Below are 23,578 nucleotides of genomic sequence, written 5' to 3'. Positions count from 1 at the left end.
GATGCAGAAGAAGCCCCGCCTGCTGGTCACGCGTCACATGCCGGACAATGTCACAGCCAGAATCCGGCGAGACTATGACGCCACCCTGAACCCGACGGACCGGATCATGTCGCCGGAGGAACTGGTCAGCGCGGCCCAGGGCATGGACGCAATGATGATCTGCGGCTCGGAGAAGATCACGCCTGCACTGCTGGACGCCCTGCCCGACAGCATCCGCATCATCGCCACCTACTCCGTCGGCCATGAACATATCGATCTTGCGGCGGCTCGGGCGCACGGGGTGACCATCACCAACACGCCGAAGGTGCTTGACGCTGCCGTGGCCGAAATCGCGATGCTGTGCCTGCTGGGTGCCGCGCGGCGGGGGCATGAGGGGCAGACGCTGGTGCGGGAGGGCAAATGGGCAAGCTGGACCTCCACCATGCTGCTGGGCAAGCAGGTCAGTGGTGCCCGGCTCGGCATCCTGGGCCTGGGCGGGATCGGACAGGCCGTCGCCGCCGCTGCCCGCGGGTTCGGCATGCAGGTCCACTATCACAACCGCAATCGCCTGCCGCAGGATGAGGAGAACGGTGCCCGCTATCACGCCACTGCCGCGGAGCTGTTCGCCGTCTCCGACTTCCTCTCGATAAGCTGCCCCAGCACCGATGAGACCCGTGGCATGGTCAACGCCGACCTGATCGGGCAGATGCCGGACGGCGCGATCATCGTCAATACGGCGCGCGGCGACATCATCAACGATGACGACCTGATCGCGGCCCTGCAGTCAGGCAAGCTGTTCGCGGTCGGTCTCGACGTCTTTGCCAACGAACCGAATCTGGATCCCCGCTACCGCACCTTGGACAACGTGTTCCTGATGCCGCACCTGGGCAGCGCAACCGTCGAGACCCGTGACGCGATGGGGTACTGCTGCCTCGACAATCTGGACGCTTTCTTCCAGGGCAAGCCTTGCCCTACCCCCCTGTAAGTGCGCGGAACATCTTGCCGGTTGGTCGCGGGAGAATTTCTAACTTATTGATATTATGAATGTAATTTTCTGGCACGCCGGTTGCTTTGATGGGCTCGTGAATTGAGAGCACATCAGATCAGGAGTATCCGGTCATGAGCCTTGCGACGCTGAACGATCCGCTTCCCAGCCTGAGCTGCGCGCCCTACGTCGGTCGCCTTGCTGACGAGGTCCTCAGTCGGTACGGCAAGTCTAGTCCGGATTTCAACGGCGACGGACTGCAACTGCTGGAGCGGCTGCTCGACTTCGCCGCCAACGCGGAACAGCAGCTTGCCCAGCAGCGCCAGCAGATCAGGGCACTGGAGGAACTGACGCGCACCGACGCGCTGACCGGCATGCTCAACCGCCGCGGTTTCGAGGAGGCGATGACGGCACTGCTCGGCACGGCGCAACGCTACAACGAGGAAGGCGTGATCTGCTTCATCGACCTTGATGGCTTCAAGCAGGTCAATGATGCCTACGGCCACCATGCAGGCGACCAGGTGCTGTACGAGGTTGCTGCCGCCCTCAGCGACAATGTGCGGTCGAACGATCTGGTGGCGCGCATCGGCGGTGACGAATTCGTCGTCGTGCTGTCGCGCACCACGCTGAGCAACGGCCTGAAGAACGCACGCCGGTTGCAGCGCATGCTCGACGGAATGGTCGTCACCACCGACATGGGCCAGAAGATCGACACCTCCGCCTCCATCGGCATCCACTGCTACGGCCCGGACACGGAACTGCGCCGGGTGATGCAGGAAGCGGACAGTGCCATGTATGCCGAGAAGACACGCCGCAGGAACGGCGGCAACAATCTGGTCGCGATCAACACGGAAGTCTCTGCCGGCTGAGACGCGCCGACCGAACCGCCGAAGGGCCCGGCCCTACTGCGCGGTCCAGCCGCCGTCCATCGGCATGCCTGTCCCCGTGATGGCCGCCCCGGCATCCGATGACAGGAACACGGTCAGCGCCCCGATCTGTTCCACGGTCGCGAATTCCTTCGTCGGCTGTGCGGCCAGCAGAACGTCGCGCTTCACCTCTTCCTCCGTGATGCCGCGCGCCCTGGCGGTATCTGGTATCTGCTTCTCCACCAGCGGTGTCAGCACATAGCCGGGACAGATGGCGTTCACGGTGATCCCGTGCTGCGCGACCTCCAGCGCCGCCGTCTTCGTGAAACCCAGAACACCGTGCTTCGCCGAGACGTAGGCCGACTTGAACGGGCTGGCCACCAGACTGTGGGCGGAGGCGATGTTGATCACCCGCCCCCAGCGTCGCGCCTTCATGCCCGGCAGCGCCGCCGCGGTGCCGTGGAACACTGCCGACAGGTTGATCGCCATGATCCTGTCCCACATGTCCGGCGGAAAGTCCTCGATGGGAGCCACGTGCTGGATTCCGGCATTGTTGACCAGAATGTCCACCTTGCCGAAAGCCGCCTCGGTTGCCGCCACCAGATTGCGGACCGCTTCACCGCTGGCGGCATCCGCCGCCAGATAGCGAACGTCGGCACCATGGCGCGCGGCCACTTCGGCGCGCAGGTCCTCCGCGGCGTCAGCGGCGCGACTGCCGTTCATCATCACCATGGCTCCGGCAGCGGCCAGCGCCTCCGCGCAGCCCAGACCGATCCCCGACGTGGAACCGGTCACCAGCGCCACCTTTCCCTGCAACATGCCCTTGTGTCTCCGCTCAAAGCATCCAACTGACCCCATGATGCGCCGCGGGCCGCGAACCGCAAGTGCGGGACCGGAAGGTGCGACGCCGCTGCCTGATCCCCGACCGGGGCTTTGCCGTAGAGTAAGCAGCGCAATTGACGGGCAACGTTTGCCCGCGACCAGCGAGATACAGGAGACTTTCATGGCCAGTGACAACCTTCATGCCCCGCGCGAGCGGCTGAGCACCGAGACCATCCACATGCACCAGGCGATCACGTCCCTGATGGAGGAACTGGAAGCGGTGGACTGGTACCGCCAGCGCGCCGACGACTGCGACGACAAGGATCTGAAGGAGATCCTGCTGCACAACATGCGCGAGGAGATCGAGCACGCGGCGATGGTGCTGGAATGGCTGCGCCGCAACAGCGCCGACTTCGATGGCCAGTTGCGCAAGTTCCTGTTCAAGGATGACGAGATCGCCGACCATTGAGCTCGATTGACGTCAACAGGCTGACACCGGTCAGGCGCGCCTATGGCATCCTGACCGGTGATGACGAGGGCCGGGTCTGCCGTGACATTCCCGACTCCGCCTGCAATGAGCAGCCACGCAATTTCATGACGCACGTGCTCAGCCTGTCGCTGACAAAGGTCGGCGACGGGCTGGTCGATCCGAAGCTCGTGCTCGCCTGGCTGATGACGGCCCTTGGCGCGCCCGCCGGGCTGATCGGTTTTCTGGTCCCGGTGCGGGAAGCCGGGGCGCTGTTGCCGCAACTGTTCATTTCCGGCGGAATCCGGTCGCTTGCCGTCCGCAAGTGGGTCTGGTCGACCGGCAGCATCATTCAGGGTCTGGCCGTCATCGGCATGGGGCTGGTCGCCCTGACGCTTCAGGGCGCGGCGGCCGGCTGGGCCATTGTGGGCCTGCTGGCTGTCATGGCGACGGCGCGCAGCGCCTGCTCCGTCAGCTACAAGGATGTGCTGGGCAAGACGGTGTCCAAGTCGACGCGCGGCACCGCCACCGGCACCGCGGGCAGTCTCGCCTCCGGTGCCGTGCTGCTGTTCGGGCTGGCGCTCAGCCTTCACCTGCTGGAGCAGACCATCACCACCATCGCCATCGTGCTGCTGTTCGCAGGCGGCGCCTGGCTGCTGGCGGGTGCCCTGTTCACGACACTGCAGGAAGCACCAGGCGCTACGGAGGGCGGCGGCAACCCGTTCGCCGTCGCCATCCGGCAATTGCGCCTGCTGGGGGAGCGGGTGCAGCTGCGCCGGTTCATCGTGGCGCGGGGACTGCTGGTGGCAACCGCGCTGGCCCCGCCCTATCTGCTGGCCATGGCGGGGGAGAGCGGGCGCAGCGGACTGGCCGATCTGGGCCTGTTCGTCATCGCGGCCTCCCTTGCCTCCATTCTCGGCGGCTATGTCTGGGGACGGCTCTCCGACCGTTCGAGCCGCAAGGTACTGGCCCTGTCCGGCCTGCTGGGGGCGGCAACCCTCGCCGGGGCACTGGTGATGCAACAGGCCGGGCTGCTCGGACAGCACGGCAGCTTCTGGCTGGCGCCGCTGCTGTTCGTGCTGACACTGGCCTACCAGGGGGTCCGGCTGGGCCGTTCCACGCATCTGGTGGACATGGCGCCGAAAGAGGATCGCGCCGCCTATACAGCGCTGGCCAACACCATCATCGGCATCCTGCTGCTCGGGACGGCGGCGATAGGTGTCGTCGCGGAAAGCTTCGGCATCGCGGCAGCCATCGGGGTCTTCGCCATCATGTCGCTTGCCGGTGCGGGCGTCGCGCTGGGCCTGGATGAAGTGCAGCAGGATGACCCCGAATGATCGAGGCCGCGCTGCACAGGACCCTGGAGGTGGTGATCGGTTTGCCTGACAGGCAGCCGCATCCGTCTCTCCCGAAGCGGCTGAACAGCCTGTTCCGCGACCTCGCATCGCCGGAGAGCGCCAATCTGCCGTTCGAGATCGAGGACCTGATCTGGGCGGTCTGGTGCGAGCACAGCGACGCGGCAGCGGCGGACCTGATGCAGCGCGCCATCACGGCAATCGCGTCCGGCGACCACGAGGGCGCGGGCAAGCTGCTGGATGACCTCTGTGCCCGCCAGCCGCAATGGGCCGAGGCATGGAACAAGCGCGCCACCCTGCACTACATCGCGGGCCGTCACGAACAGAGCCTGAATGACATCCAGCAAACGCTGCTTCGTGAGCCCCGTCATTTCGGCGCCCTTTCCGGATTTGGTCAGATATGCCTCCAGCATGGTGATTCCCTGTCCGCCCGCCTCGCCTTCGAGGCGGCGCTGAGGATCAACCCGCACCTGGCACAGGTGCGCGGCATGCTGGACCGTCTCGGCGACATGAAGGGCACGATGAACTGATGCGCATTCTCCCGGCGATCCTGTGCTTCCTTACCCTCGCGCTGGTAGGTCTCGGCACGCCGGCCAGCGCGGACCGGCTGATCCCGGAGAGCTGGCGGACCAGCCTGCTGTCCGATCACAAGCTGGTTGGAAAGATATGGGTCCACGCCCGCAAGGCCATCGGCACCGAACGCGACCTGAAGTTCCTGGTGCAGAAGGCGGATTTCGTGCTGCTGGGAGAGAAGCACAACAACCCGGATCATCACGTGCTGCAGGCAAGGCTGCTGCGCCTCGCGGCTGCGGACCGGCCCCCTGCCGAACGTCCCACGGTCGTCTGGGAGATGATCACCGCGGAACAGGACGCGAAACTCCAGTCATGGCTGCGCCGCGACGGGGCCACGGCGGCGGGCATGGGTCCGGCGCTTGACTGGGGCTCCTCCGGCTGGCCCGCCTGGACGAAGTATCAGCCGATCGCAGAGGTCGCGCTTGAACTCGGATTGCCGCAGATTGCCGGCAATATCTCGGCAGCACGCCTGATGGATCTGGCCATGAACGGCAATGCGGACGCGGTACCCGCCTCCGTCGCTCACCTGCTGGAGCAGACACCCTGGTCGGACGCGGATCGTGCGGCGCTCGACCAGGAACTCGTCGACAGCCATTGCGGCATGATGAAGGCCGGTGACAAGGGGCTTCAGGGCATCGCGAAGATCCAGCGGCTGCGCGACGCGGCCATGGCCCTGGCGATGGTCGCCAGTACCGAGGGCAGCGGCGCGGTGCTGATCGCGGGCAGCGGTCATGTCCGGAAGGACCGGGGCGTGCCGCGTTATCTGCAGACACTGGATGGCCGCGCCCGGACAGCCGCCATCGCGATGTTCGAGGTGGTGGATGGCGTCGACGATCCGGCGGCCTACATGACCAACTTCCCGCCCGGCGCTTTCGACGCGATCATCTTCACCCCCCGCCTGGATGACAAGGACCCCTGCGACGCACTGCGCAGATCGCACGGCAAGAAAGAGTAGTGCCAGCAACAAGGCAGTGCGCTTGCGCACGGCCAGTCGCCAGACGATGCTGCCTCTCAGGGGGTCGCGATTTCAGCGGGGAGGATCGGCACGTGCCAATCGAGTCATGCAAAGCCATGTGCGCGGGCTGAGCACGGATGCATTCCATCCTGCTGTCCCCCCTGGCATTCATCGGACGTCATGCCACCCGGTTCCTGGCGCTTGCGGTCGTGATCGGCTTTGCCATTCCGCCGCTCAGCACCCTGGTGCGTCCCTGGCTTGCCGCCTTCATCGTCCTGCCTCTGGTCATCGCACTGATGCGTATCGACTGGGCCGACCTCTGGGCATATGCCAGACGCTGGAAACTGATCGGCCTGCTGTGCCTGTGGATGATCGTCGTCAGCCCGGTGCTGACCTGGCTGATCCTGCGCCACCTGGGTCTGACCGATGGCGTGCTGGCCGGCATGGTGCTGATGGCCGCCGCGCCGCCGATTGTCTCCGCCGCCGCCATCGCCATCTTCCTGAGACTCGACGGGGCCATCGTCATCGTCACCACGGTTGCCGCCATGTGGCTGACCCCCTTCATCCTGCCGCCCATGGCCCTGAACCTGCTGGACCTTGCGCTGGAAATCTCGCTCGGCACCTTCATGATGCGGCTCGGGCTGCTGGTGGCCGTCGCCTTCGGACTCGCATGGACCATGCGACGGCTGCTGGGTCAGGAAAGGCTGATCGGCATGCGACCGCAACTGGATGGTGCCGCGGTGCTCGCCATGACCTGTTTCGTCGTCGGTGTCTTCGATGGCGTCACGGAGATGGCGCTGCAGATGCCGGGACACGTGCTGGCCACGACGGCCCTGGCCTTCGCCTTCAACATAGTGCTGCAGGTCGCGGGGGCGGCCCTGTTCTGGCATCTTGGCCCCCGGATCGCGCTGGCCGTCGGCCTGATGAGCGGCAACTGCAACATGGGTCTGGTACTGGTCACGCTGGCTGACCGGGCGGAACCGGATACGATCATGTACTTTGCGGTCGGGCAGGCACCGATGTACACCTTGCCTGTGCTGCTGACGCCGGTCTATCGCTGGCTGGTGGCACGGGCTGACCGAAGGACCGAAGGGAACAGCACATGAGCAAGACAATCCTGATCACGGGTGCCGGACGCGGCATCGGTCGCCAGCTGGCGCTGCAGAGTCTGGAAGGCGGCGCCAACGTCATCGCCTGCGCCCGCAGGATCGGTGACCTGGACGACCTGGTGGCAAAGGGTGCGGAAGCCCAGGCGCTGGAGGTCACTGACCTGGACGCCATCAACAGCCTGAAGGCCGCACTGGGCGACCGGCCCATCGACATCCTGTTCAACAATGCCGGCATCATCGGACCCGATCGCCAGGCCATCGGCGACATGGACATCGACGGCTGGCGGGAGACCATGGAAGTCAACGTCTATGCCCCCTATCGGGTGTCGGAGGCGCTGGTCGACAATGTCGCGGCCAGCGATCACAAGACCATCGTCGTCGTGTCCAGCAGGATGGGATCCATGTCCCTGAACACGGTCAGCGACCGTTTCATCTATCGCAGTTCCAAGGCCGCAGTGAATCAGGTCGTGGTCTGCATGGCGAACGAATGGCGGCCGCGCGGCATCCGGGTCATCGCCACCCATCCGGGCTGGGTCTCCACCGACATGGGCGGCTCGGCCGCACCGGTGACACCTGCAGACAGCGCCGCGGGGCTGCTGAAGGTCGCCAACGGCATGACGGATGAGGCTTCCGGGCGGTTCTGGAACTTCGACGGCGAGGAACTGACCTGGTAGGGGCGCAGGCCGTTGCAGTCCGATCGAATGATGGACTGACCTACTTCCAGAACTCGTCGGCGGCGATCGCGAAGTGCAGGCGATCATCCTTGCCGACCACGAAGTTGGTGATGCCGACCAGGTTCCCGCGCCGGTCGAACAGCCCGCCGCCCGATGATCCCGGTGCCGCATATGCGGAGGTCTGGATCAGGTTGACCCCGGCGTTGGAGCGAAGCTGGGAGACGATACCATCCTGCATGGATTGCTGCAGGCCGCGCGGCGCGGATATGGCGAAGACGGGTTCACCGATCTTCATGTCCGCATAGTCGCGCACGCCCGGCACCGGCTGCAGCGTCAGTTCCAGCGACCGCAGGATGCAGCGATCCGACGAAGGGTCGGCATGAACCAGCTCCGCCGGGCCATGCGTCTTGCCCTGCAACAGCACCAGAATGCCGGCGTCCTTCACCGTATGGCAGTTGGTGGCCAGCCGATCCTCGGAAATGGCCACGGCGGACCCCTGCCGGACATGGCGTGCGGCCCTGAAATCCGCCTCGTTGGCGGCGGCCAGCACGACAAAGACCGCAGGTGCAACGCGCTGGAACAACTCATGCCCCGACAATATGTCACCGGTCGCGCTGCCCGGTCGGTACTGCGCGCCACCCTGCCAGTCGGGCCAGAAGTCGCTGTCGGGATCAAGCTGGCTGAAACCTATCAGCCCGCCGGTCATCGGCTGTGCCTCGACGGAGGGTACTTCTGCCTCCGCTGCCGCGGCGGCGACATTGACCGGTGCGGACGCCTCGGGCGGCTCCGCCTGCGGTGCGGCTTCACGCTCCTGTTCCTCCAGCACCCGCTCGAGCCAGTGCTCCTGGCAGGCCGCCTCCCGGTGGGAGCTGACGTCCGCTGCCGAGGCGCAGGCTTCGCGCACACGCCCCACACCATCGGCGTCAAGCCGGGCAAGATCGGGATATTCGACGGGCACCTTCTGACGCACCATCTCCTGCTCGATGCAGCGGCCCCACGGTGCCGGTCCCTTCTCGACCATCTCCGCGCAGCCTTCGCGCAGGCGCTTCTGCTCACCCGGTGGGTAGAGAGAGAGATCCGGCTGGAACACCAGACGTCGCCAGGCCTCCGCGTGATGGCTGAGACAGGGAACGTGGCGCTGCAGGATGCGGCCATCCCGGATACCGCAGGCGGACATCAGGGACCGTTGCACGTCGACCGAAAGATCCCGCAGGTCCAGCGGCCGTGCGGCCTGCACGCCCGAGGCAATCACCAGCATGGCGACGACGAGCGTCAGGCAGCCAACGAGGTGCATCCCGCGCCTGCCACCAGGAAGAGACCGTCGGGTGCCCTGAACCCTTCGGATCATTTCTGCCCGTAGACCTCCACGCCCTGCAGGGCATGACGACCGCGGATGTTCCGCAGCCGCAGCCCGTCAAACGGATCACGAAAGGCGGTGTCAGAGACATCCAGAATGCCCTGATCATCGACCACCACGGTCATCCTGCCCCGCGCGTCGCGTCGCCAGATCACATCATACCCCGGATTGCGCCAGCCATCGACCAGTTCCGGCATCCGGAAGGGCCCTTTCGCCAGGACACTGACGCTGCGCCCGACACGCACGAGCTGCGCCTCACCCCCTGAGCCAAAGACCAGGCGATAGCCGATGCGACCGCCCTGTCCCTGAAACACACCAAGTTCGATACTGCCGCCCGCTTCCGGATCGCTCTCCAGCCGGGCACGGATCTCGAAGGCATTGCTGAAGGGCTGCACCAGATAGATCAGGGCAGGATCGGGTCGGGTCTCCGCCGGTGCATTGTTGGCCTGTCGGCCCGAGTTCCCGTTCTTCGCGCCCAGGATCTGGCCGAACAGGCGGACCACCGCCTCCGCCTCGCTGCCCTGACCGGAACCCTGCGTCTGTGGCTGCGGCTCGGGTTCGACGACTTCCGAGATCAGGCCGCCATAGCGACCGATCCGGAACGTGCCCTCGGTCACCTGCCACTTCGGCGCATTGGTGAAGTCACCATCCTCGAACAGGTCGCGCACCAGCAGCTCGAACTTCGGCTGGTCATGCCGCTCGATCAGCTGTCGCAGGTCGCGGATGAAACGGGGGTCGGCCGCGCGGGACCGTTCTGCCTCATCCACAAGCCCGCGCAGTTCCTTCAGCAGCGCATCCTGTTCACCGTCCTGCGCAGTCCCGGCGACCGTGTTGTCGCCGAAGATCTGCCCGCGCTCCTCCGCTGTTGCCGTGCCGACGAGCGGCAGGGCCAGCAACAGCAGGGACAGCGCGGCGGGGGTGGCGTGGCGGATCATTCGCGCCAGCTCGTGTCCTGACGGTCCAGACGACGCACCAGGGCCGCAAATTCCCGCTGGCCAACGCCCGCACCGAAACCACCGGAGGCCGCGTCGCGCACATACTGCTGCACCTGGGGAGACGGAATGGTCAGCTTGCCGCCACCGGACTGGGCCGCGACCTGCATCCGGCAGGCCTGCTCCATGTAGTACATCATCAGGAACGCCTCCTGCACCGTCTCGCCGACCGTCAGCAGGCCGTGGTTGCGCAGGATCATGATGCGCTTGTCGCCCATGTCGGCCAGCATCCGCGCCTGCTCCTCCTCCCGCAGGGCCACGCCCTCGTAGTCGTGATAGGCAACCTGGCCGGTGAACAGCATCGACGTCTGGGTGAGGGGCAGCAATCCCTCCTCCTGCGCCGAGACCCCGGTGCCGGCGACAGTGTGGGTATGCAGCACACAGGCGATCTCCGGCAATTCGCGATGGATGCAGCTGTGGATGACATAGCCCGCCGGATTGATGCCCCATTCGCTGTCGGAGAGGATGTTCCCCTCGATATCCACCTTCACCAGGTTGGAGGCCGTGATCTCCTCGTACAACAGGCCGAACCCGTTGATCAGGAAGTGCTCCTCCGGCCCCGGAACCCGCGCCGATATGTGGGTGTAGATCAGGTCATCCATGCCGAACATGTGGATCAGCCGGTAGCAGGCGGCCAGGTCGAGCCGCGCCTGCCATTCCTCCGCGGTGATGCCATCGGGCCGGGAACTGGGGTGGCGTGTAACGGTTGCAGTCATGAAATCCTCCCATTGCGGACAGTCCGTGCCTCCAGCGGCAGAACCGTCTGGCTCGCCTGTATCCGACGGTCATGTTAACCTGACCCGAAAGTCGGCGCAAAGAAACGGCATCCAATGAACGAAACGCGCATCACCTTCGCAAGCCTTCTCGCCCCCGTGACCCCGGCCGATTTCGTGCGGGACACCTTCAGGCAGTTTCCGCTGCACATTCCCGGAACCTCCGCAAGGACACGGCATGTCTGCAACTGGCAGGACTTCGGAGCCCTGCTCGACATGACCGCGCTCTGGACCGGCAGCACCCTGCGGCTGGTGCTGGACCGGGAGACGATCCCCCCCGAGGACTACTGCACCAGAACCCTGGGCCGCGATGATCAGATGGTGATGCGCCCCGACTTCGTGCGGGTCCAGGAGTGGCTGGCCCGGGGCGCAACGGTCGTGGCCGACCTTGTGGAGACCCTGACGCCGGGTGTTCGTGCCGCCGCGCGGGCGCTGGAAATGGGGCTGGGCGCCGAAGTGACCTGCAACGCCTATTGCAGCCAGGCAGGTCATCAGGCGTTCCCGAGCCATTTCGACAGCATGGAGGTCTTCGCGCTGCAGATCTCCGGCACCAAGGTCTGGCGTATCTACGAAGGCCGCTTCGAACATCCGGTGGAACGTCCGGGCCACAATTATTCCAGCTTCGACCAGGCCTGGCATGACCAGGCCCGTGGCCCGCTGGCGATGGAAGTGACGCTGAAACCCGGCGACCTGCTCTATATCCCGAAGGGCACCTACCACGACGCGCTCGCCTCCGACGGGGAGAGCCTGCATCTCTCCTTCGGGCTGACGGAGGCGACCGGACTCGACTATCTGCGCTGGGTACTGGGGTCGCTGGACGATCTGGCCGAATTCCGCGAGGCGTTGCCCGCCTACGACGACCGGGAGGCCCATGACAGGCACATCGGAGATCTGGTGCAGACGCTCCACAGGGCGCTGCAGAACCCGACCCTGGCCGCCCAGTTCCGCGAGGAGCAGCGCAGCCGGGCACATCGCCTGCAATCCCCCGTGCAGATGCCACCAGGCCCCGTCACGCGCCAGTACCGGGTGCGCACGGCGGCAGCCTCGCTGACCCGGTCGTCCGGGCAGGTGGCGGTCGAGACCGATGCAGGCGTGATCCGGAGATCGGGACAGCAGGGAACGATCCTGCGCTGGATCATGGAACGGGACAGCTTCCTTGCCGCCGAGATGGCCGAACGCTTTGACCGCCTGGACATCGAGGACCTCGCCGGACTGCTGTCGGAAGCCCAGGAACGCAGGCTTGTGGTGGAGATCAACTGACCATCAGCAAAGCTTCGGCGTACCGGGCCGCTTCAGTCGGCCAGGCTTTTTCTGACCATCTCGAGTTCGCCAACGAACTTCTCGAGCTCCGCACTGTCCATGGCGTGATACTGCACGATTCCGGGATACCAGAACTTCAGGATGAAATTGAGCCTTCCGGACTTGCGCGTGATGAGCACCGCCTTGTTTCCACCGAGAGGGAATCCGTCGAGGATGTGATGACGAAAGTGAACGAACCTGTCGATCAACGTGATCCGGTAGGTGTTCCTCTGTCCAGACATGGAAACCCTTCCAGCACTTCTGTCGGCATTGCTTCGATCTGCCGGATCCTGTTTCTTGCCCGTGAAGCAGCGCCCCTCAGATCGCCCCCTCCGGCGGTGGCGTGACTTCCAGCGGCAGGCGCAGATAGCGGCGACCGTTGGCGGCAGGTGGCGGCAGGCTGCCGGCGCGCATGTTGAGCTGGACCGAGGGCAGCATCAGGCGCGGCATGGAGAGCGTGGCGTCGCGGCTCATGCGCATCCGCACGAAGCTTTCCTCATCGACACCATCACGCATGTGCAGGTTCTCCGCCCGCTGCTGCGCCACGGACGATTCGAAGCGCAGCTCGCGACCATCCGGCTGATAATCGTGGGCGGTGAACAGCCGCGTCTCCGGCGGCAGGTCGAGGATGCGCCGGACACTGCGGTAGAGCGTGCGGGCGTCACCCCCCGGAAAGTCGCAGCGGGCGGACCCGAAGTCCGGCATGAACAGGCAGTCCCCCACGAACGCGGCGTCGCCGATCACATAGGTCATGCACCCCGGCGTATGACCGGGGGTCGACATGGCGAAGGCCTCGATATCGCCGACCTGGAATGTTTCACCATCCCTGAACAGGCGGTCGAACTGGGAGCCGTCGGTGGGAAACCCCGGCTCCGCGTCGAACAGGTCGGCAAAGATCGTCTGACTGCGTGCAACACCCTCACCGATTGCGACAGGGGCCTCCAGCGCGGCACCGACCCAGGGCGCGGCACTGACGTGATCCGCGTGCAGATGGGTTTCAAGCACCATCGTGACCCGCAGCCCCTGTGTCCGGGCGCGGTGCATCACCGGCATGGCTGGGGTCGGATCCAGGCGACCGGTCACCGGATCGAACTGCATCACGGGGTCGATGATCACCGCTTCCCGCGTCGCGGGGTCGGCGACGAGGTAGGTCAGCGTGAATGTATCGGGGTCGAAGAACCCTTCGACGTCCGGCGCGGCCATCCGTTCCTCCCCTCAAGAAATCCAGAGGGATATTACATATCAATGCTGTGAAAACGACAAGGGCGCGAATTGCTTCGCGCCCCTGTGTTTCAGTGAAACGTTCCGCGTCGGCTCAGACGGTGTTCTTCGCGTCGGAGACCAGCTTGTAGAGACCGCGCTGCACCATCTCCACATCCTCCTGAAACTTCAGCAGGACATTGATCGTGCGGCGCACGGTCTCCGTATCCAGTTCGGAGACATTCAGCAGCAGCAGCGTCCGCGCCCAGTCGATGGTCTCGCTGATCGCCGGAACCTTCTTCAGTTCCTCCTCCCGCAGTCCCTGCACGAAGGCAACGATCTGCTTGCGCAGCGACTCGGCCACTTCCGGCACCCGCGCGGCAACGATCCGACGTTCCGTCTTCTCGTCCGGGAACGGGATGTAGAGGTGCAGGCAGCGCCGCTTCAGCGCGTCCCCCATCTCGCGGGTGTTGTTCGACGTCAGGAAGACGATCGGCGGCACCTTTGCCTTGATGACCCCGATTTCCGGCACGCTGATCTGATAGGCCGACAGGATCTCCAGCAGATAGGCCTCGAACTCGTAGTCCGACTTGTCGATCTCGTCGATCAGCAGCACGGAACCGTTCTCGGCCTGCAGCGCCTTCAGCAACGGACGGGGTTCCAGGAACTCCTCGCTGAAGAACACATCGGAGAAGCCATGCAGCTTCTCCATCGACTCGGGCAGGGTCTTGGCGTCCTGCATCAGGTCGCCCAGCTTTTCCTTCAGCACCTGGGTGTAGAGCAACTGCTTGCCATACTTCCATTCGTACAGTGCTTTCGCCTCGTCCAGTCCCTCGTAGCACTGCAGCCGGATCAGTGGCAGGCCGAGCATCTCCGAGGTGGCGATGGCGAGTTCCGTCTTGCCGACACCCGGCGGGCCTTCCACCAGAATGGGCTTCCGCAGGTGCTGCGCCAGAAAGACGGAGGTCGCGATACGCTCGTTGGAAATATAGCCCCGGCCCGCGAAGGCCTCATCGATCAGGCCCGGATTGGCCAGCTTGTCCTGCCATTTGGCTGTCACGCCCTGCTCCCCTGCATCAGAAGATTCCATTCATTCGTTTCGGCACCGGACCACTCCCCCGGTCCGGCGCACCAATCAGTCGGCAGCGCGCAACAGTACGGTGCCCGACCGGGCAAGCTTCGCCTGATCGACCCGTTCGGCCACACGTCCTAGCTCCGTCATATCCCGGCTCAACAGCTTGAGGAACCCGTCATCCTGCATGGCCGCCGCGATCAGGTCTCGTACCCGACCCTGAAAGGCCCGCGCGAAGGCCCGCAACGACAGCAACTGGGCCTCATGGGCCGGACTTGCCGGATCGCCCTGCGACTCGATCAGCAGCGCGCGCGCCGCTGTCCGGAACAGCGCCCGATCCGCCGCCAGCCCCCCCAACTCCGCCGCCTGATCAGCGGAGAGAATCGCCGAAAGCCTGCGGATCTCGACCGCCATGCCGCCGGAGGATGTCGCCAGCCCGATCGCATCCTCGATCCGGCGGAACCGTTTCAGAACCGTCTCCACCGCATCACCGGCACCGCCCAGAAAGGCATCGTCCGGCAGTTCCACGCCGTCCATGCGGATACCGCAGTGACCGGACGGGCGGGCGAAGTCGATCCTGATGCTGTCTGTCCGCGTCAGTCCCGGGGCATCCTCAGGCACCAGAAAGGCGCCGAAGCGCTTCCGCCCCGCGTCTTCCGCGACAATGGCAACCACGACGAACAGGCCCGCGATGGGGCCATTGGTCAGCCATGCCTTCTCCCCGGTCAGACGCCATCCGTCGGCCGTCTTTTCCGCGCGGGACTTCAGGTGCTTCGGATGCGCCCCGGCACCGGGTTCGGAGATCGCGATGCAGCAGGAGAGTTCGCCCCGCGCCACCCGTGGCAGAATGGCCGCCGCCTGCGCTTCCGTGGCAAAGGGGGCGATGACACCGTTCGCGACCATGTGGTGCGTCATCCAGGACGTGGCGAAACCGATCACCTCCACCCCGTCAGCCAGCGACTCAGCCAGGTCGAACAGCTGCCCCTGGTCCGCCTTCGTGCCGCCCCAGGCGTCCAGCCCGTAGCCCAGGTGCCCGGCGGCACCCAGGGCCTTCCAGATGTCGTGTGGAAAGTCCGGTTCGCGGATCAGACGGTCCGCGACCGGTGCGACATGTTCCCTGGCAAAGCGGGAGAGGGCTTCCGCCCCGCTCACCGGCCCTTCCAGTTCGGCTTGCGCTTCTCGGCGAAGGCCTTCGGCCCCTCGATCATGTCTTCCGACGACCGCAGCACGGCAACCGAATCATATTCCACCAGATTGGCATCCCAGACGTCCGCCTCCTCCAGCCCGCGCCGGACGACGTCCAGCGATGTGCGGATGGAGACCGGGGAGCATTCGAGGATCATCGCGGCCCAGCGGCGGGCGGCCTCCAGGGCCTCCCCCTGCGCCACGACCTCGTTGACGAAGCCAAGCTCCTTGCCCTCCGCCGCCGGGACATGGCGACCGGTCAGGATCATGCCCATCGCCTGCTTCAGGCCGATCTGACGCGGCAGGCGGTGCAGCCCGCCAGCCAGCGCCGCCAGCCCGACCTTCGGCTCCGGCAGTGCAAAGCGTGCATTTTCCGACGCGATCACCAGGTCACAGGCCAGCGCGATCTCGAAGCCGCCGCCCATGGCAACCCCGTTCACGGCCGCGATCACAGGCTTGGTCCGCTCATAGCGGGCGGTCAGGCCACCGAAGCCCATCGGCGGATACCATTTCGGGTTCCCCTCCGCCTGATAGACCAGGTCGTTGCCCGCGCAGAAGGCACGGTCCCCGGCCCCGGTGATGATGGCGACCCAGAGGTCGTCATTGGCCTCGAACATGTCGAATACCGCCCCAAGCTCCGCATTCGCGGGGGGATGGACGGCATTCATCCGTTCCGGCCTGTTGATGGTGACGGTCAGGACATGACCATCAATTTCCGTCTCGACAAATTCACCCATGACATCCTCCCCGATATTGGCCGGTCGCACGACCCGCCCCTGATCCTACATCTGTTCCAGCTCGTCGATGAAGCCCTCGATCACCGACAGGCCACGACCCCAGAAGGCCGGATCACTGGCATCCAGCCCGAAGGGAGCCAGCAGGTCCTTGTGGCGCAGGGTGCCCCCGGCGGACAGCATCTGCATGTATTTCTCCGGGAACCCTTCGGGCGCGCGCTGGTACTCGGCGTAGAGCGCATTCACCAGACAGTCGCCGAAGGCATAGGCGTAGACATAGAACGGCACATGCATGAAGTGGCCGATGTAGCACCAGTAGGTCGCGTAGTCGTCCCGCAGGTCGAAGACCGGACCCAGGCTTTCCCGCTGCACATCCAGCCAGGTCTGACCGATCTGTTCCGCCGAGATCTCGCCCTCCCGGCGCTGGCGATGCAGGCGCAGTTCGAATTCGTAGAACGCCGTCTGGCGCACCACCGTGTTGATCATGTCCTCGGTCTTGGAGGCCAGCATCAGGCGGCGCTGGTTCGGATCCTTCGCGCTGTCCAGCAGCTTGCGGAACGTCAGCATCTCGCCGAAGACGCTGGCCGTCTCCGCCAGGGTCAGCGGCGTGTCGCACATCAGTGTGCCCTGCCCCCCCGCCAGCACCTGATGCACGCCGTGGCCGAGTTCGTGCGCCAGGGTCATCACGTCGCGCACCTTGCCCTGGTAGTTCAGCAACAGATAGGGATGCGCGCTGGGCACCACGGGGTGGGCGAAGGCACCGGGTGACTTGCCGGGCCGTGGCCCCGCGTCGATCCAGGCATTATCGAAGAACCGCTGGCCGATTGCCGCCATGTCGCCGGAGAAGCCGGCATAGGCATCCAGCACGGTCTTCACGCCATCGCCCCAGGCAATCGCGGTGTCGTCGCTGTCCGGCAGCGCGGCATTGCGGTCCCAGTGCTCCATCCGCTCCAGGCCCATCCATTTGGCCTTCAGCCTGTAATAGCGGTGCGAAAGGCGCGGAAAGCTGTCGAAGACGGCATCGCGCAGGGCCTGCACGACCTCCGGCTCCACCTGGTTGACCATGTGGCGACCGTTCTCCGGCTTCTCGATCCGACGCCAGTCATCCTCGATCTGCTTGTCGCGGATCAGGGTGTTCATGATCAGCGCGAAGGTGTCGATGTGCTGGCCGAAGACGCGCGAGAGCTCTTCCGCCGCCTTCTTGCGCTTCGCGCGGTCGCGGTCGCTCAGCAGGTTCAGGGCGTCCTGCGACGGCATCTCCTTGCCGTCGATGGTGAAACGCATCCGGGCAATGGTGTCGTCGAACAGCCGTGTCCAGGCATTGCGGGCGGTGATGGAGCGTTCGTGCAGCATACGCTCCAGCTCATCCGACAGCATGTGGTCGCGCATGGTCCGCAGGTCGCGCAGCCAGGGCCGGTAATGCGCCAGCCGCTGCGAGACCGTGAACAGCCCTTCCAGTGCGGCATCGTCGATCAGATTGACCTCGATGGAGAAGAACAGCGTCTGCGCCGTCAGCCCGTTGATCCGCTCCTGAATGCCCTGGAAGAACCGCGTCCGCTCCCCGTCCGACATGTCGGTGGCATAGTTCAGGTAGGCGAAGGCCATCAGCCGGCCGGTACGGTCCGACATCGCCTCCTGCATCTCGATGGCGTCGGCGAGTTCGTCACCGGACAGGGTGGCGATGCGCCCGGCCCAGGTCTCGCGAAACCGTGCGGACTCCGCTTCCAGCCAGGCCAGATCCGCCGCGATGGCCGGATCCGATGTGCCCTTGTAGAGATCGTCGAGGTCCCAGACCGGCAGGTCCATGGGCGTGCTCATGTCATTCATCGCAGGTACTCCCGCAGGTCGGAAAAAACGGGCTCAGTCGCCGGAACCGGAGATGGTGGACTCGCGCTCCGGCAGCAGCATGTAGGTACAGGAAGCGAAGGCGATCGGGTCGTTCTCGTCCTCGTTCCAGGCGGTCGCGGCAATGAAGGCCACCTGCCGGGTCACCTTGCGACACTCGGCGCGGACATGCACGGCCAGACCCGGCGCCGCGGGTTTCAGGTACTCCACGCGCAGATCGATGGTCACGCAGGGCACGTAGTGGCCGATGCGCGAATGCAGGGCCACGGCGCACAGGTTGTCGATCTGTGTCGTGATGACGCCGCCATGCATCACCCCGGTCTCTGGATCGCCCACCAGCTTCTCCTGATAGGGCAGCCGGGAGACGGCAACCGGCCCGTCAATGGACACGACCTCGATACCCAGGGCCCTGATCTGGGGAATCCTGTCCTCCAGCTCGTTCATCCCCGCCAAGGTCACCGCCGGGAACCGGGACCACTCCGGCGGAACGGTCTGATTGCTGTCCGCCATCATTCCTCTTCCCGCGGCAGCAGGAAATGCGCATGCGCGGCGGCAACCGGCTTGGTCCGGTCTGCCTGCCAGGCCTCGACCCGCATGTTGGCGATGCGACGGCCCTGCTTGGTGATGACCGCCTGTGCATAGGTGTCCACGACACGGGCGGAGCGCAGATACTCGACCGTCAGATTGATGATCTTCGGCACGTGCAGGCTCTCGTGCGACCACATGATGTGCATGATCGCGGTGGATTCCAGCAGCGCACCGACAACACCGCCATGGATGGCGGGCAGGACGGGATTCCCGATGATGTGGTCGCTGCCCGGCATCCGGCAGATCGGGCCTGCGGCATCCGGCTCGACCACCAGGCCGAGGAACTTCATGTAGGGAATGCTTTCCAGAACGGACTGGTAATCGCCGCTTTCCCGCGCAGCCTTCACCGCGTCCACTATTGTCGTTGTCATCAACTCAACCCTGTCTCGCGTTGTACTTGGGCGCGTTCGCACCCAGCATGAATGTGGCGACCGCATTGGCGATCGGGTCGCCTTCGGTCTGGAAGGCGGTGGCCCGCAGGAACGCGATGGACGATGTCACCTTGTAGACTTCCGCGCCTGCGAACACGTCCCGGTCCGGCTCCGCCGGTTGCAGATAGTCGATGCGCAGATCCAGCGTCGCGATATCGGGAAGGCTCTCGAAGTAGCTCATCAGGGAATAGCCGCAGGCGGAATCGATCAGCGTCGTGATCACGCCGCCATGCAGCACCCGCGTCGCCGGATTGCCCACCAGTTTCTCCTGCCACGGCAGGCGCAGGACGGTGCGTTCGCGCGTGGCACTCTCCAGCGCCAGACCGAGCGCCTTCGCCTGCCCCTGCCCGGTTTCCAGCATCATCGCCAGCTTCTCGGCCCAGGTCAGCGTTTTCGGATCAACATCCATTCAGTTTCAGACTCCGTGATAGGTCTTGTACCATTCGATGAAGGCAGGAATGCCCACATCGATCGGGGTCGATGGCTCAAAGCCCAGGTCGCGCCGGATCGCCTCGATATCCGCATAGGTCGCGGGCACGTCGCCCGGCTGCATCGGCTCCATGATCTTCTCTGCCTTGCGCCCCAGCGCATCCTCGATCAGGCCGATCATCCGCATCAGCGGTTCGGCCTTGTGATTGCCGATATTGTAGACGCGATAGGGCGGCTTGCCCTCGCCACCGTCAGCAGGTGGATTGTCCAGGGACGCGACAACACCGGTGACGATGTCATCGATATATGTGAAGTCGCGCTGCATCGCACCATTGTTGAAAACGCGGATCGGCTTCCCGGCCAGGATTGCCTTCGTGAACAGCCACATGGCCATGTCCGGACGCCCCCACGGTCCATAGACGGTGAAGAACCTGAGTCCCGTCTGCGGCGTGCGGTAGAGATGCGCGTAGCAGTGGCTCATCAGTTCATCCGCCTTCTTCGTCGCGGCATAGAGCGAGACGGGATGATCGACCCTGTCGTCGACCGAGAAGGGTAGCCCCTTGTTGCCGCCATAGACCGATGACGAACTGGCATAGACCATGTGCTCCAGACCGTCGCAATGGCGCGCGATCTCCAGCATGTTCAGATGCCCGGCCAGGTTGGCCTGCAGATAGGCGTGCGGATTGGTCAGCGAATAGCGGACACCGGCCTGCGCCGCCAGATGCACGATGCCCCGCAGCGGACCGACACCAGCCAGCGCGCCCTTCAGTCCCTCGAAGTCCGCAATGTCGGTCTGGATGAAATCGAAGCCCGACTGCGCCTGCAGCATGGCCAGCCGGTCCCGTTTCAGGCTGACATCGTAGTAATCGTTCAGATTGTCGAGCCCGATGACCCTGTCGCCCCGCGCCAGCAACCTGCTGGCCACATGGAACCCGATGAAACCCGCCGCGCCCGTCACCAGAATGGTCATCTTCCGCTCACCACCACAATACCTCTAATGCGCTGCACCATAGTTTCGCTGCCGCCGCATTTCACCTGTCTTCTGAGCAGGAATGCCTTGCCCAAACGCAGTTGATGTCCCATATTGAAACATGAAAGCGGTAGTGATGAATGCCGCCCGGGAATGTGTAGCGGAGGCCGGACTCCCCAAATGGCGCGAACCGTTCTTGTTGTCGATGACGACCCCACACAATTGAGATTGCTGGAAAGTGTCGTGACCAAGGCCGGCTTCCGGGTGGAAAAGGCCGCCGGGGGCGCTGCGGCCATCGCACTTCTGACCGGCGAGCAGCGGGCCAGTGTCGATGTGGTGCTGCTGGATCTGGTGATGCCGGAGGTCGACGGGCTGGAGGTGCTGGAACAGGTTCGCCCGCTGCGGCCTGAACTGCCCATCGTCGTGCTGACCGCGCATGGTGGTGTCGATACCGTGGTCAAGGCCATGCGGGCCGGGGCCTCCGACTTCATGGTCAAGCCAGCGGCGCCGGAACGGATCCGGGTCACGCTGGAGAATTCACTGAAACTCAGCACCCTGACCGGCGAGATCTCGCGCCTGCACCGGCGCATGTCGGGTGAAATGACCTTCGACGACCTGATCGGCAACAGCGCCGCCATGCAGGCCGCCATTCACCTGGCACAGCGGGGCGCATCGTCGAACATTCCGATCCTGATCGAGGGCGAATCGGGCGTCGGCAAGGAAATGGTCGCCCGCGCCATCCAGGGCACCAGCGATCGCGCAGGCCGTCCCTTCGTCACCGTCAACTGCGGCGCCATTCCGGAAAATCTGGTCGAGAGCATCCTGTTCGGGCACGAGAAGGGGTCCTTCACCGGCGCCTCGGCCAAGTCCATCGGCAAGTTCCAGGAGGCATCGACCGGCACCCTGTTCCTGGACGAGATCGGCGAACTGAAGCTGGACATGCAGGTGAAGCTGCTGCGCGCGCTGCAACAGGGGGAGATCGATCCGGTCGGGGCCAGCCGCCCGGTGAAGGTCGATATCCGACTGATCTCGGCCACCAACCGCACGCTTTCGCAGATGGTCAGCGAGGGCACGTTTCGCGAGGACCTCTATTACCGCCTGAACGTCTTTCCGATCACCCTGCCGCCGCTGCGGGAACGGCCGGAGGATGTGCCGGACCTGATCAACCACTTCACCCGCACCTTCGCCGCCAGCGAGAACAAGAACATCCAGGGCGTGACGGCGGAGGCGATGGCGCACCTGTGCGACCACGACTGGCCCGGCAATGTCCGCCAGTTGGAGAACGCGGTGTTCCGTGCCGTGGTGCTGGCCGAAGACACCATGCTGACGCCGCAGGACTTCCCGCAGATCACCGGCAAGCAGCCGATGCCGGGCGGCCAGGCACCGATGGAGACCGGTGACGGTGTTTCAAACGGCAAGCCGATCCTGAACCTGCACGACGATGAGGGTCACGTCCGGCCCCTGGAAGAGATCGAGGGCGATGTGATCCGTCATGCCCTGAAACACTACGACGGGCAGATGTCGGAGATCGCGCGTCGCCTGAAGATCGGTCGCTCCACCCTCTATCGCAAGATCGGGGAGCTGGAGGAACAGGACGCCGCTGACTGAGCGCCGCCAGGCTCAGTGAACTTCGGGAATCTCCCGCTTCGGCGGCGCGATCGGTGTTGCGGGCGGTGACTGGCGTTCCCAATCGAACATGTAGTCGCGGGTATAGGGCACCGCGTCGATCGACCGGGTCATCTGCAACTGGAAGACCGTCAGCCAGGACTTGCGGAAATTCGCCTCGCAGGATTGCAGATAGAACTCCCACATCCGGCAGAACCGCTCGTCATACAGATTGTCGCGCACGTGCTCGCGGTGGGTCTGGAACCTCTCGTTCCAGTCCTTCAGGGTCTCGGCGTAGTGCGTCCGCAGGCTCTCGAAGTCACTGAGCCAGAGGCCGAGCTGCTCCAGATGCGGCAGCACCTCGCTGAGGCTCGGCAGATAGCCCCCGGGGAAGATGTACTTCCGTATCCATGAGGCAACCGGTCCCGGCGGGTCGGCACAGCCGATGGTGTGCAGCAGCGCAACGCCGTCCGGTGTCAGCAGGTCATGCACCTTCGAGAAGAACTCGCGGTAGTGCAGATTGCCCACATGCTCGAACATCCCGACGGAGACGATCCGGTCGTAGGGGCCTTCTTCGTGGCGATAGTCCTGCAGCTTGAAGGTGACCCGGTGATCCAGCCCGGCCTCCCGCGCGCGGCGGGTGGCAACGGCATGCTGTTCCTTCGACAGGGTGACACCCGTGACCTCGACATCCTCCACGGTGGCGAGATAGAGCGCCATGCCACCCCAGCCGCAGCCGATATCCAGCACCTTCTGCCCCGGTCGCAGCATCAGCTTGGCCGCGATGTGGCGCTTCTTCTGGTCCTGCGCGGCCTCCAGCGTGTCGTCGGGCGTGCGGTAGTAGGCACAGGAATACTGACGGTCGGCATCCAGGAACAGATCGAACAGTTCATCGGACAGATCATAGTGATGCGCCACGTTCTGCTGCGCACGGCCAACCGGATTGTAGCGGTCAAGCACGGTCGCGGAGCGGCGCATCACACGACCGATGCGGGTTTCCTGGTGGTTCAGCAGGGCGAGGTTGGAAACCGCGAGATCGAGGAAATCGTAGAGGGTGCCTTCCTCTATGGTCAGGCGACCATCCATGTAGGCCTCGCCGACCGCGAGCCGCGGCCGGATCGCCATCTCGAACGCCAGCTTCCGGTCATGCAGGCGAATGGTCGACTTCCGCCCGGGTGTTTCCCCGCGAAAGACCGTCGCCATGCCGGTATGGTCGATGACCGTAAGCTCACCGACCTTAACCAGACGTCCCAGATATTTTCGTGCGAGCGCGTTCATGATCGCCCTCTCGGCTCGTTAACCTGTCAAAAATAG

At 64.8% G+C, this 23,578-nt stretch carries 25 protein-coding genes; 10 read left to right on the top strand and 15 right to left on the bottom strand.

The window, feature by feature from the left end; all coding sequences use genetic code 11:
• Window position 1 precedes the first annotated feature (1 nt).
• Window positions 2-964 (top strand): D-glycerate dehydrogenase, encoded by a 963-nt coding sequence (locus tag QGV55_RS02825; RefSeq protein ID WP_281018383.1) that lies wholly within the window; start codon window positions 2-4, stop codon window positions 962-964.
• Window positions 965-1,098: 134 nt separating this feature from the next.
• Window positions 1,099-1,833, top strand: coding sequence for a GGDEF domain-containing protein (locus tag QGV55_RS02820; RefSeq protein ID WP_281018384.1), 735 nt, complete (start codon window positions 1,099-1,101; stop codon window positions 1,831-1,833).
• A 33-nt stretch (window positions 1,834-1,866) separates the two neighbouring features.
• Here QGV55_RS02820 and QGV55_RS02815 read toward each other — a convergent pair whose 3' ends face one another.
• Window positions 1,867-2,649 carry a 3-hydroxybutyrate dehydrogenase gene (locus QGV55_RS02815; protein ID WP_281018385.1) on the bottom strand — a complete coding sequence of 261 codons (783 nt, stop codon included), beginning with the start codon at window positions 2,647-2,649 and terminating at the stop codon, window positions 1,867-1,869.
• Between the two features lie 184 nt (window positions 2,650-2,833).
• Here QGV55_RS02815 and QGV55_RS02810 point away from each other — a divergent pair, with 184 nt between their 5' ends.
• The 6 genes from QGV55_RS02810 (at window position 2,834) to QGV55_RS02785 (ending at window position 7,784) form a co-directional block, all read left to right on the top strand.
• Window positions 2,834-3,121 (top strand): hypothetical protein, encoded by a 288-nt coding sequence (locus tag QGV55_RS02810; RefSeq protein WP_281018386.1) that lies wholly within the window; start codon window positions 2,834-2,836, stop codon window positions 3,119-3,121.
• Window positions 3,118-4,455 carry an MFS transporter gene (locus tag QGV55_RS02805; RefSeq protein ID WP_281018387.1) on the top strand — a complete coding sequence of 446 codons (1,338 nt, stop codon included), beginning with the start codon at window positions 3,118-3,120 and terminating at the stop codon, window positions 4,453-4,455. The genes QGV55_RS02810 and QGV55_RS02805 overlap by 4 nt, the downstream gene beginning before the upstream one ends.
• Entirely contained in the window at window positions 4,452-5,003 is a 552-nt protein-coding gene (locus QGV55_RS02800; protein ID WP_281018388.1) for a tetratricopeptide repeat protein, read from the top strand. The genes QGV55_RS02805 and QGV55_RS02800 overlap by 4 nt, the downstream gene beginning before the upstream one ends.
• The gene (locus QGV55_RS02795; RefSeq protein ID WP_281018389.1) at window positions 5,003-6,001 is read left to right on the top strand and encodes a ChaN family lipoprotein; all 999 of its coding nucleotides are present in this window, start codon (window positions 5,003-5,005) and stop codon (window positions 5,999-6,001) included. Before QGV55_RS02800 ends, QGV55_RS02795 begins: the two co-directional genes overlap by 1 nt.
• A 137-nt stretch (window positions 6,002-6,138) precedes the next feature.
• Window positions 6,139-7,107, top strand: coding sequence for a hypothetical protein (locus QGV55_RS02790; protein ID WP_281018390.1), 969 nt, complete (start codon window positions 6,139-6,141; stop codon window positions 7,105-7,107).
• Complete coding sequence (locus QGV55_RS02785; RefSeq protein ID WP_281018391.1) at window positions 7,104-7,784, top strand: SDR family oxidoreductase; 681 nt, start codon at window positions 7,104-7,106, stop codon at window positions 7,782-7,784. Before QGV55_RS02790 ends, QGV55_RS02785 begins: the two co-directional genes overlap by 4 nt.
• Before the next feature lie 40 nt (window positions 7,785-7,824).
• On the opposite strand, the gene QGV55_RS02780 is transcribed toward QGV55_RS02785, so the two are convergent.
• Genes QGV55_RS02780 through QGV55_RS02770 form a run of 3 tightly spaced genes read right to left on the bottom strand, consistent with a single transcriptional unit; the run spans window position 7,825 to window position 10,849 of the window.
• Window positions 7,825-9,078, bottom strand: a complete 1,254-nt coding sequence (locus tag QGV55_RS02780; protein WP_281018392.1) for a serine protease — start codon at window positions 9,076-9,078, stop codon at window positions 7,825-7,827.
• A gap of 50 nt (window positions 9,079-9,128) precedes the next feature.
• Window positions 9,129-10,076, bottom strand: a complete 948-nt coding sequence (locus QGV55_RS02775; protein WP_281018393.1) for a hypothetical protein — start codon at window positions 10,074-10,076, stop codon at window positions 9,129-9,131.
• Window positions 10,073-10,849 carry a class II aldolase/adducin family protein gene (locus tag QGV55_RS02770; protein WP_281018394.1) on the bottom strand — a complete coding sequence of 259 codons (777 nt, stop codon included), beginning with the start codon at window positions 10,847-10,849 and terminating at the stop codon, window positions 10,073-10,075. Before QGV55_RS02770 ends, QGV55_RS02775 begins: the two co-directional genes overlap by 4 nt.
• Before the next feature lie 114 nt (window positions 10,850-10,963).
• On the opposite strand from QGV55_RS02770, the gene QGV55_RS02765 reads away from it, so the two are divergent.
• On the top strand, window positions 10,964-12,166 hold the full coding sequence (locus tag QGV55_RS02765; RefSeq protein ID WP_281018395.1) for a cupin domain-containing protein: 1,203 nt from the start codon (window positions 10,964-10,966) through the stop codon (window positions 12,164-12,166).
• A 32-nt stretch (window positions 12,167-12,198) separates the two neighbouring features.
• On the opposite strand, the gene QGV55_RS02760 is transcribed toward QGV55_RS02765, so the two are convergent.
• The 10 genes from QGV55_RS02760 to QGV55_RS02715 all read right to left on the bottom strand — a co-directional run bounded on the left by QGV55_RS02760 (window position 12,199) and on the right by QGV55_RS02715 (window position 20,659).
• Window positions 12,199-12,447, bottom strand: a complete 249-nt coding sequence (locus tag QGV55_RS02760) for a hypothetical protein (protein ID WP_281018396.1) — start codon at window positions 12,445-12,447, stop codon at window positions 12,199-12,201.
• 76 nt (window positions 12,448-12,523) lie between these two features.
• A complete protein-coding gene (locus QGV55_RS02755) occupies window positions 12,524-13,408 on the bottom strand; it encodes an MBL fold metallo-hydrolase (RefSeq protein ID WP_281018397.1) in 885 nt (294 codons plus the stop codon).
• A 112-nt stretch (window positions 13,409-13,520) separates the two neighbouring features.
• A complete protein-coding gene (locus QGV55_RS02750) occupies window positions 13,521-14,465 on the bottom strand; it encodes a MoxR family ATPase (RefSeq protein WP_281018398.1) in 945 nt (314 codons plus the stop codon).
• A gap of 75 nt (window positions 14,466-14,540) precedes the next feature.
• A complete protein-coding gene (locus tag QGV55_RS02745; protein ID WP_281018399.1) occupies window positions 14,541-15,629 on the bottom strand; it encodes an acyl-CoA dehydrogenase family protein in 1,089 nt (362 codons plus the stop codon).
• Window positions 15,626-16,399, bottom strand: coding sequence for an enoyl-CoA hydratase-related protein (locus QGV55_RS02740; protein WP_281018400.1), 774 nt, complete (start codon window positions 16,397-16,399; stop codon window positions 15,626-15,628). The genes QGV55_RS02745 and QGV55_RS02740 overlap by 4 nt, the downstream gene beginning before the upstream one ends.
• 45 nt (window positions 16,400-16,444) lie before the next feature.
• A complete protein-coding gene (locus tag QGV55_RS02735) occupies window positions 16,445-18,223 on the bottom strand; it encodes a M3 family oligoendopeptidase (RefSeq protein ID WP_281018401.1) in 1,779 nt (592 codons plus the stop codon).
• A gap of 33 nt (window positions 18,224-18,256) precedes the next feature.
• Window positions 18,257-18,751 (bottom strand): PaaI family thioesterase, encoded by a 495-nt coding sequence (locus QGV55_RS02730; RefSeq protein WP_281018402.1) that lies wholly within the window; start codon window positions 18,749-18,751, stop codon window positions 18,257-18,259.
• Window positions 18,751-19,200, bottom strand: coding sequence for a PaaI family thioesterase (locus QGV55_RS02725; protein ID WP_281018403.1), 450 nt, complete (start codon window positions 19,198-19,200; stop codon window positions 18,751-18,753). Before QGV55_RS02725 ends, QGV55_RS02730 begins: the two co-directional genes overlap by 1 nt.
• A gap of 4 nt (window positions 19,201-19,204) precedes the next feature.
• A complete protein-coding gene (locus QGV55_RS02720) occupies window positions 19,205-19,669 on the bottom strand; it encodes a PaaI family thioesterase (RefSeq protein ID WP_281018404.1) in 465 nt (154 codons plus the stop codon).
• Window positions 19,670-19,675: 6 nt separating this feature from the next.
• Window positions 19,676-20,659 carry an NAD-dependent epimerase/dehydratase family protein gene (locus QGV55_RS02715; protein WP_281018405.1) on the bottom strand — a complete coding sequence of 328 codons (984 nt, stop codon included), beginning with the start codon at window positions 20,657-20,659 and terminating at the stop codon, window positions 19,676-19,678.
• A 180-nt stretch (window positions 20,660-20,839) separates the two neighbouring features.
• Between QGV55_RS02715 and QGV55_RS02710 the strand changes: the two genes are divergently transcribed.
• The gene (locus QGV55_RS02710; RefSeq protein WP_281018406.1) at window positions 20,840-22,267 is read left to right on the top strand and encodes a sigma-54 dependent transcriptional regulator; all 1,428 of its coding nucleotides are present in this window, start codon (window positions 20,840-20,842) and stop codon (window positions 22,265-22,267) included.
• 12 nt (window positions 22,268-22,279) lie between these two features.
• Here QGV55_RS02710 and QGV55_RS02705 read toward each other — a convergent pair whose 3' ends face one another.
• The gene (locus tag QGV55_RS02705; RefSeq protein WP_281018407.1) at window positions 22,280-23,542 is read right to left on the bottom strand and encodes a cyclopropane-fatty-acyl-phospholipid synthase family protein; all 1,263 of its coding nucleotides are present in this window, start codon (window positions 23,540-23,542) and stop codon (window positions 22,280-22,282) included.
• Window positions 23,543-23,578: the final 36 nt, after the last annotated feature.

Source organism: Minwuia sp. IMCC3009 (assembly GCF_029909415.1).
GTDB lineage: Bacteria > Pseudomonadota > Alphaproteobacteria > Minwuiales > Minwuiaceae > Minwuia.
The sequence above is the reverse complement of the archived record's forward strand: the minus strand, read 5'-3'. Positions and strand labels throughout refer to the sequence as shown.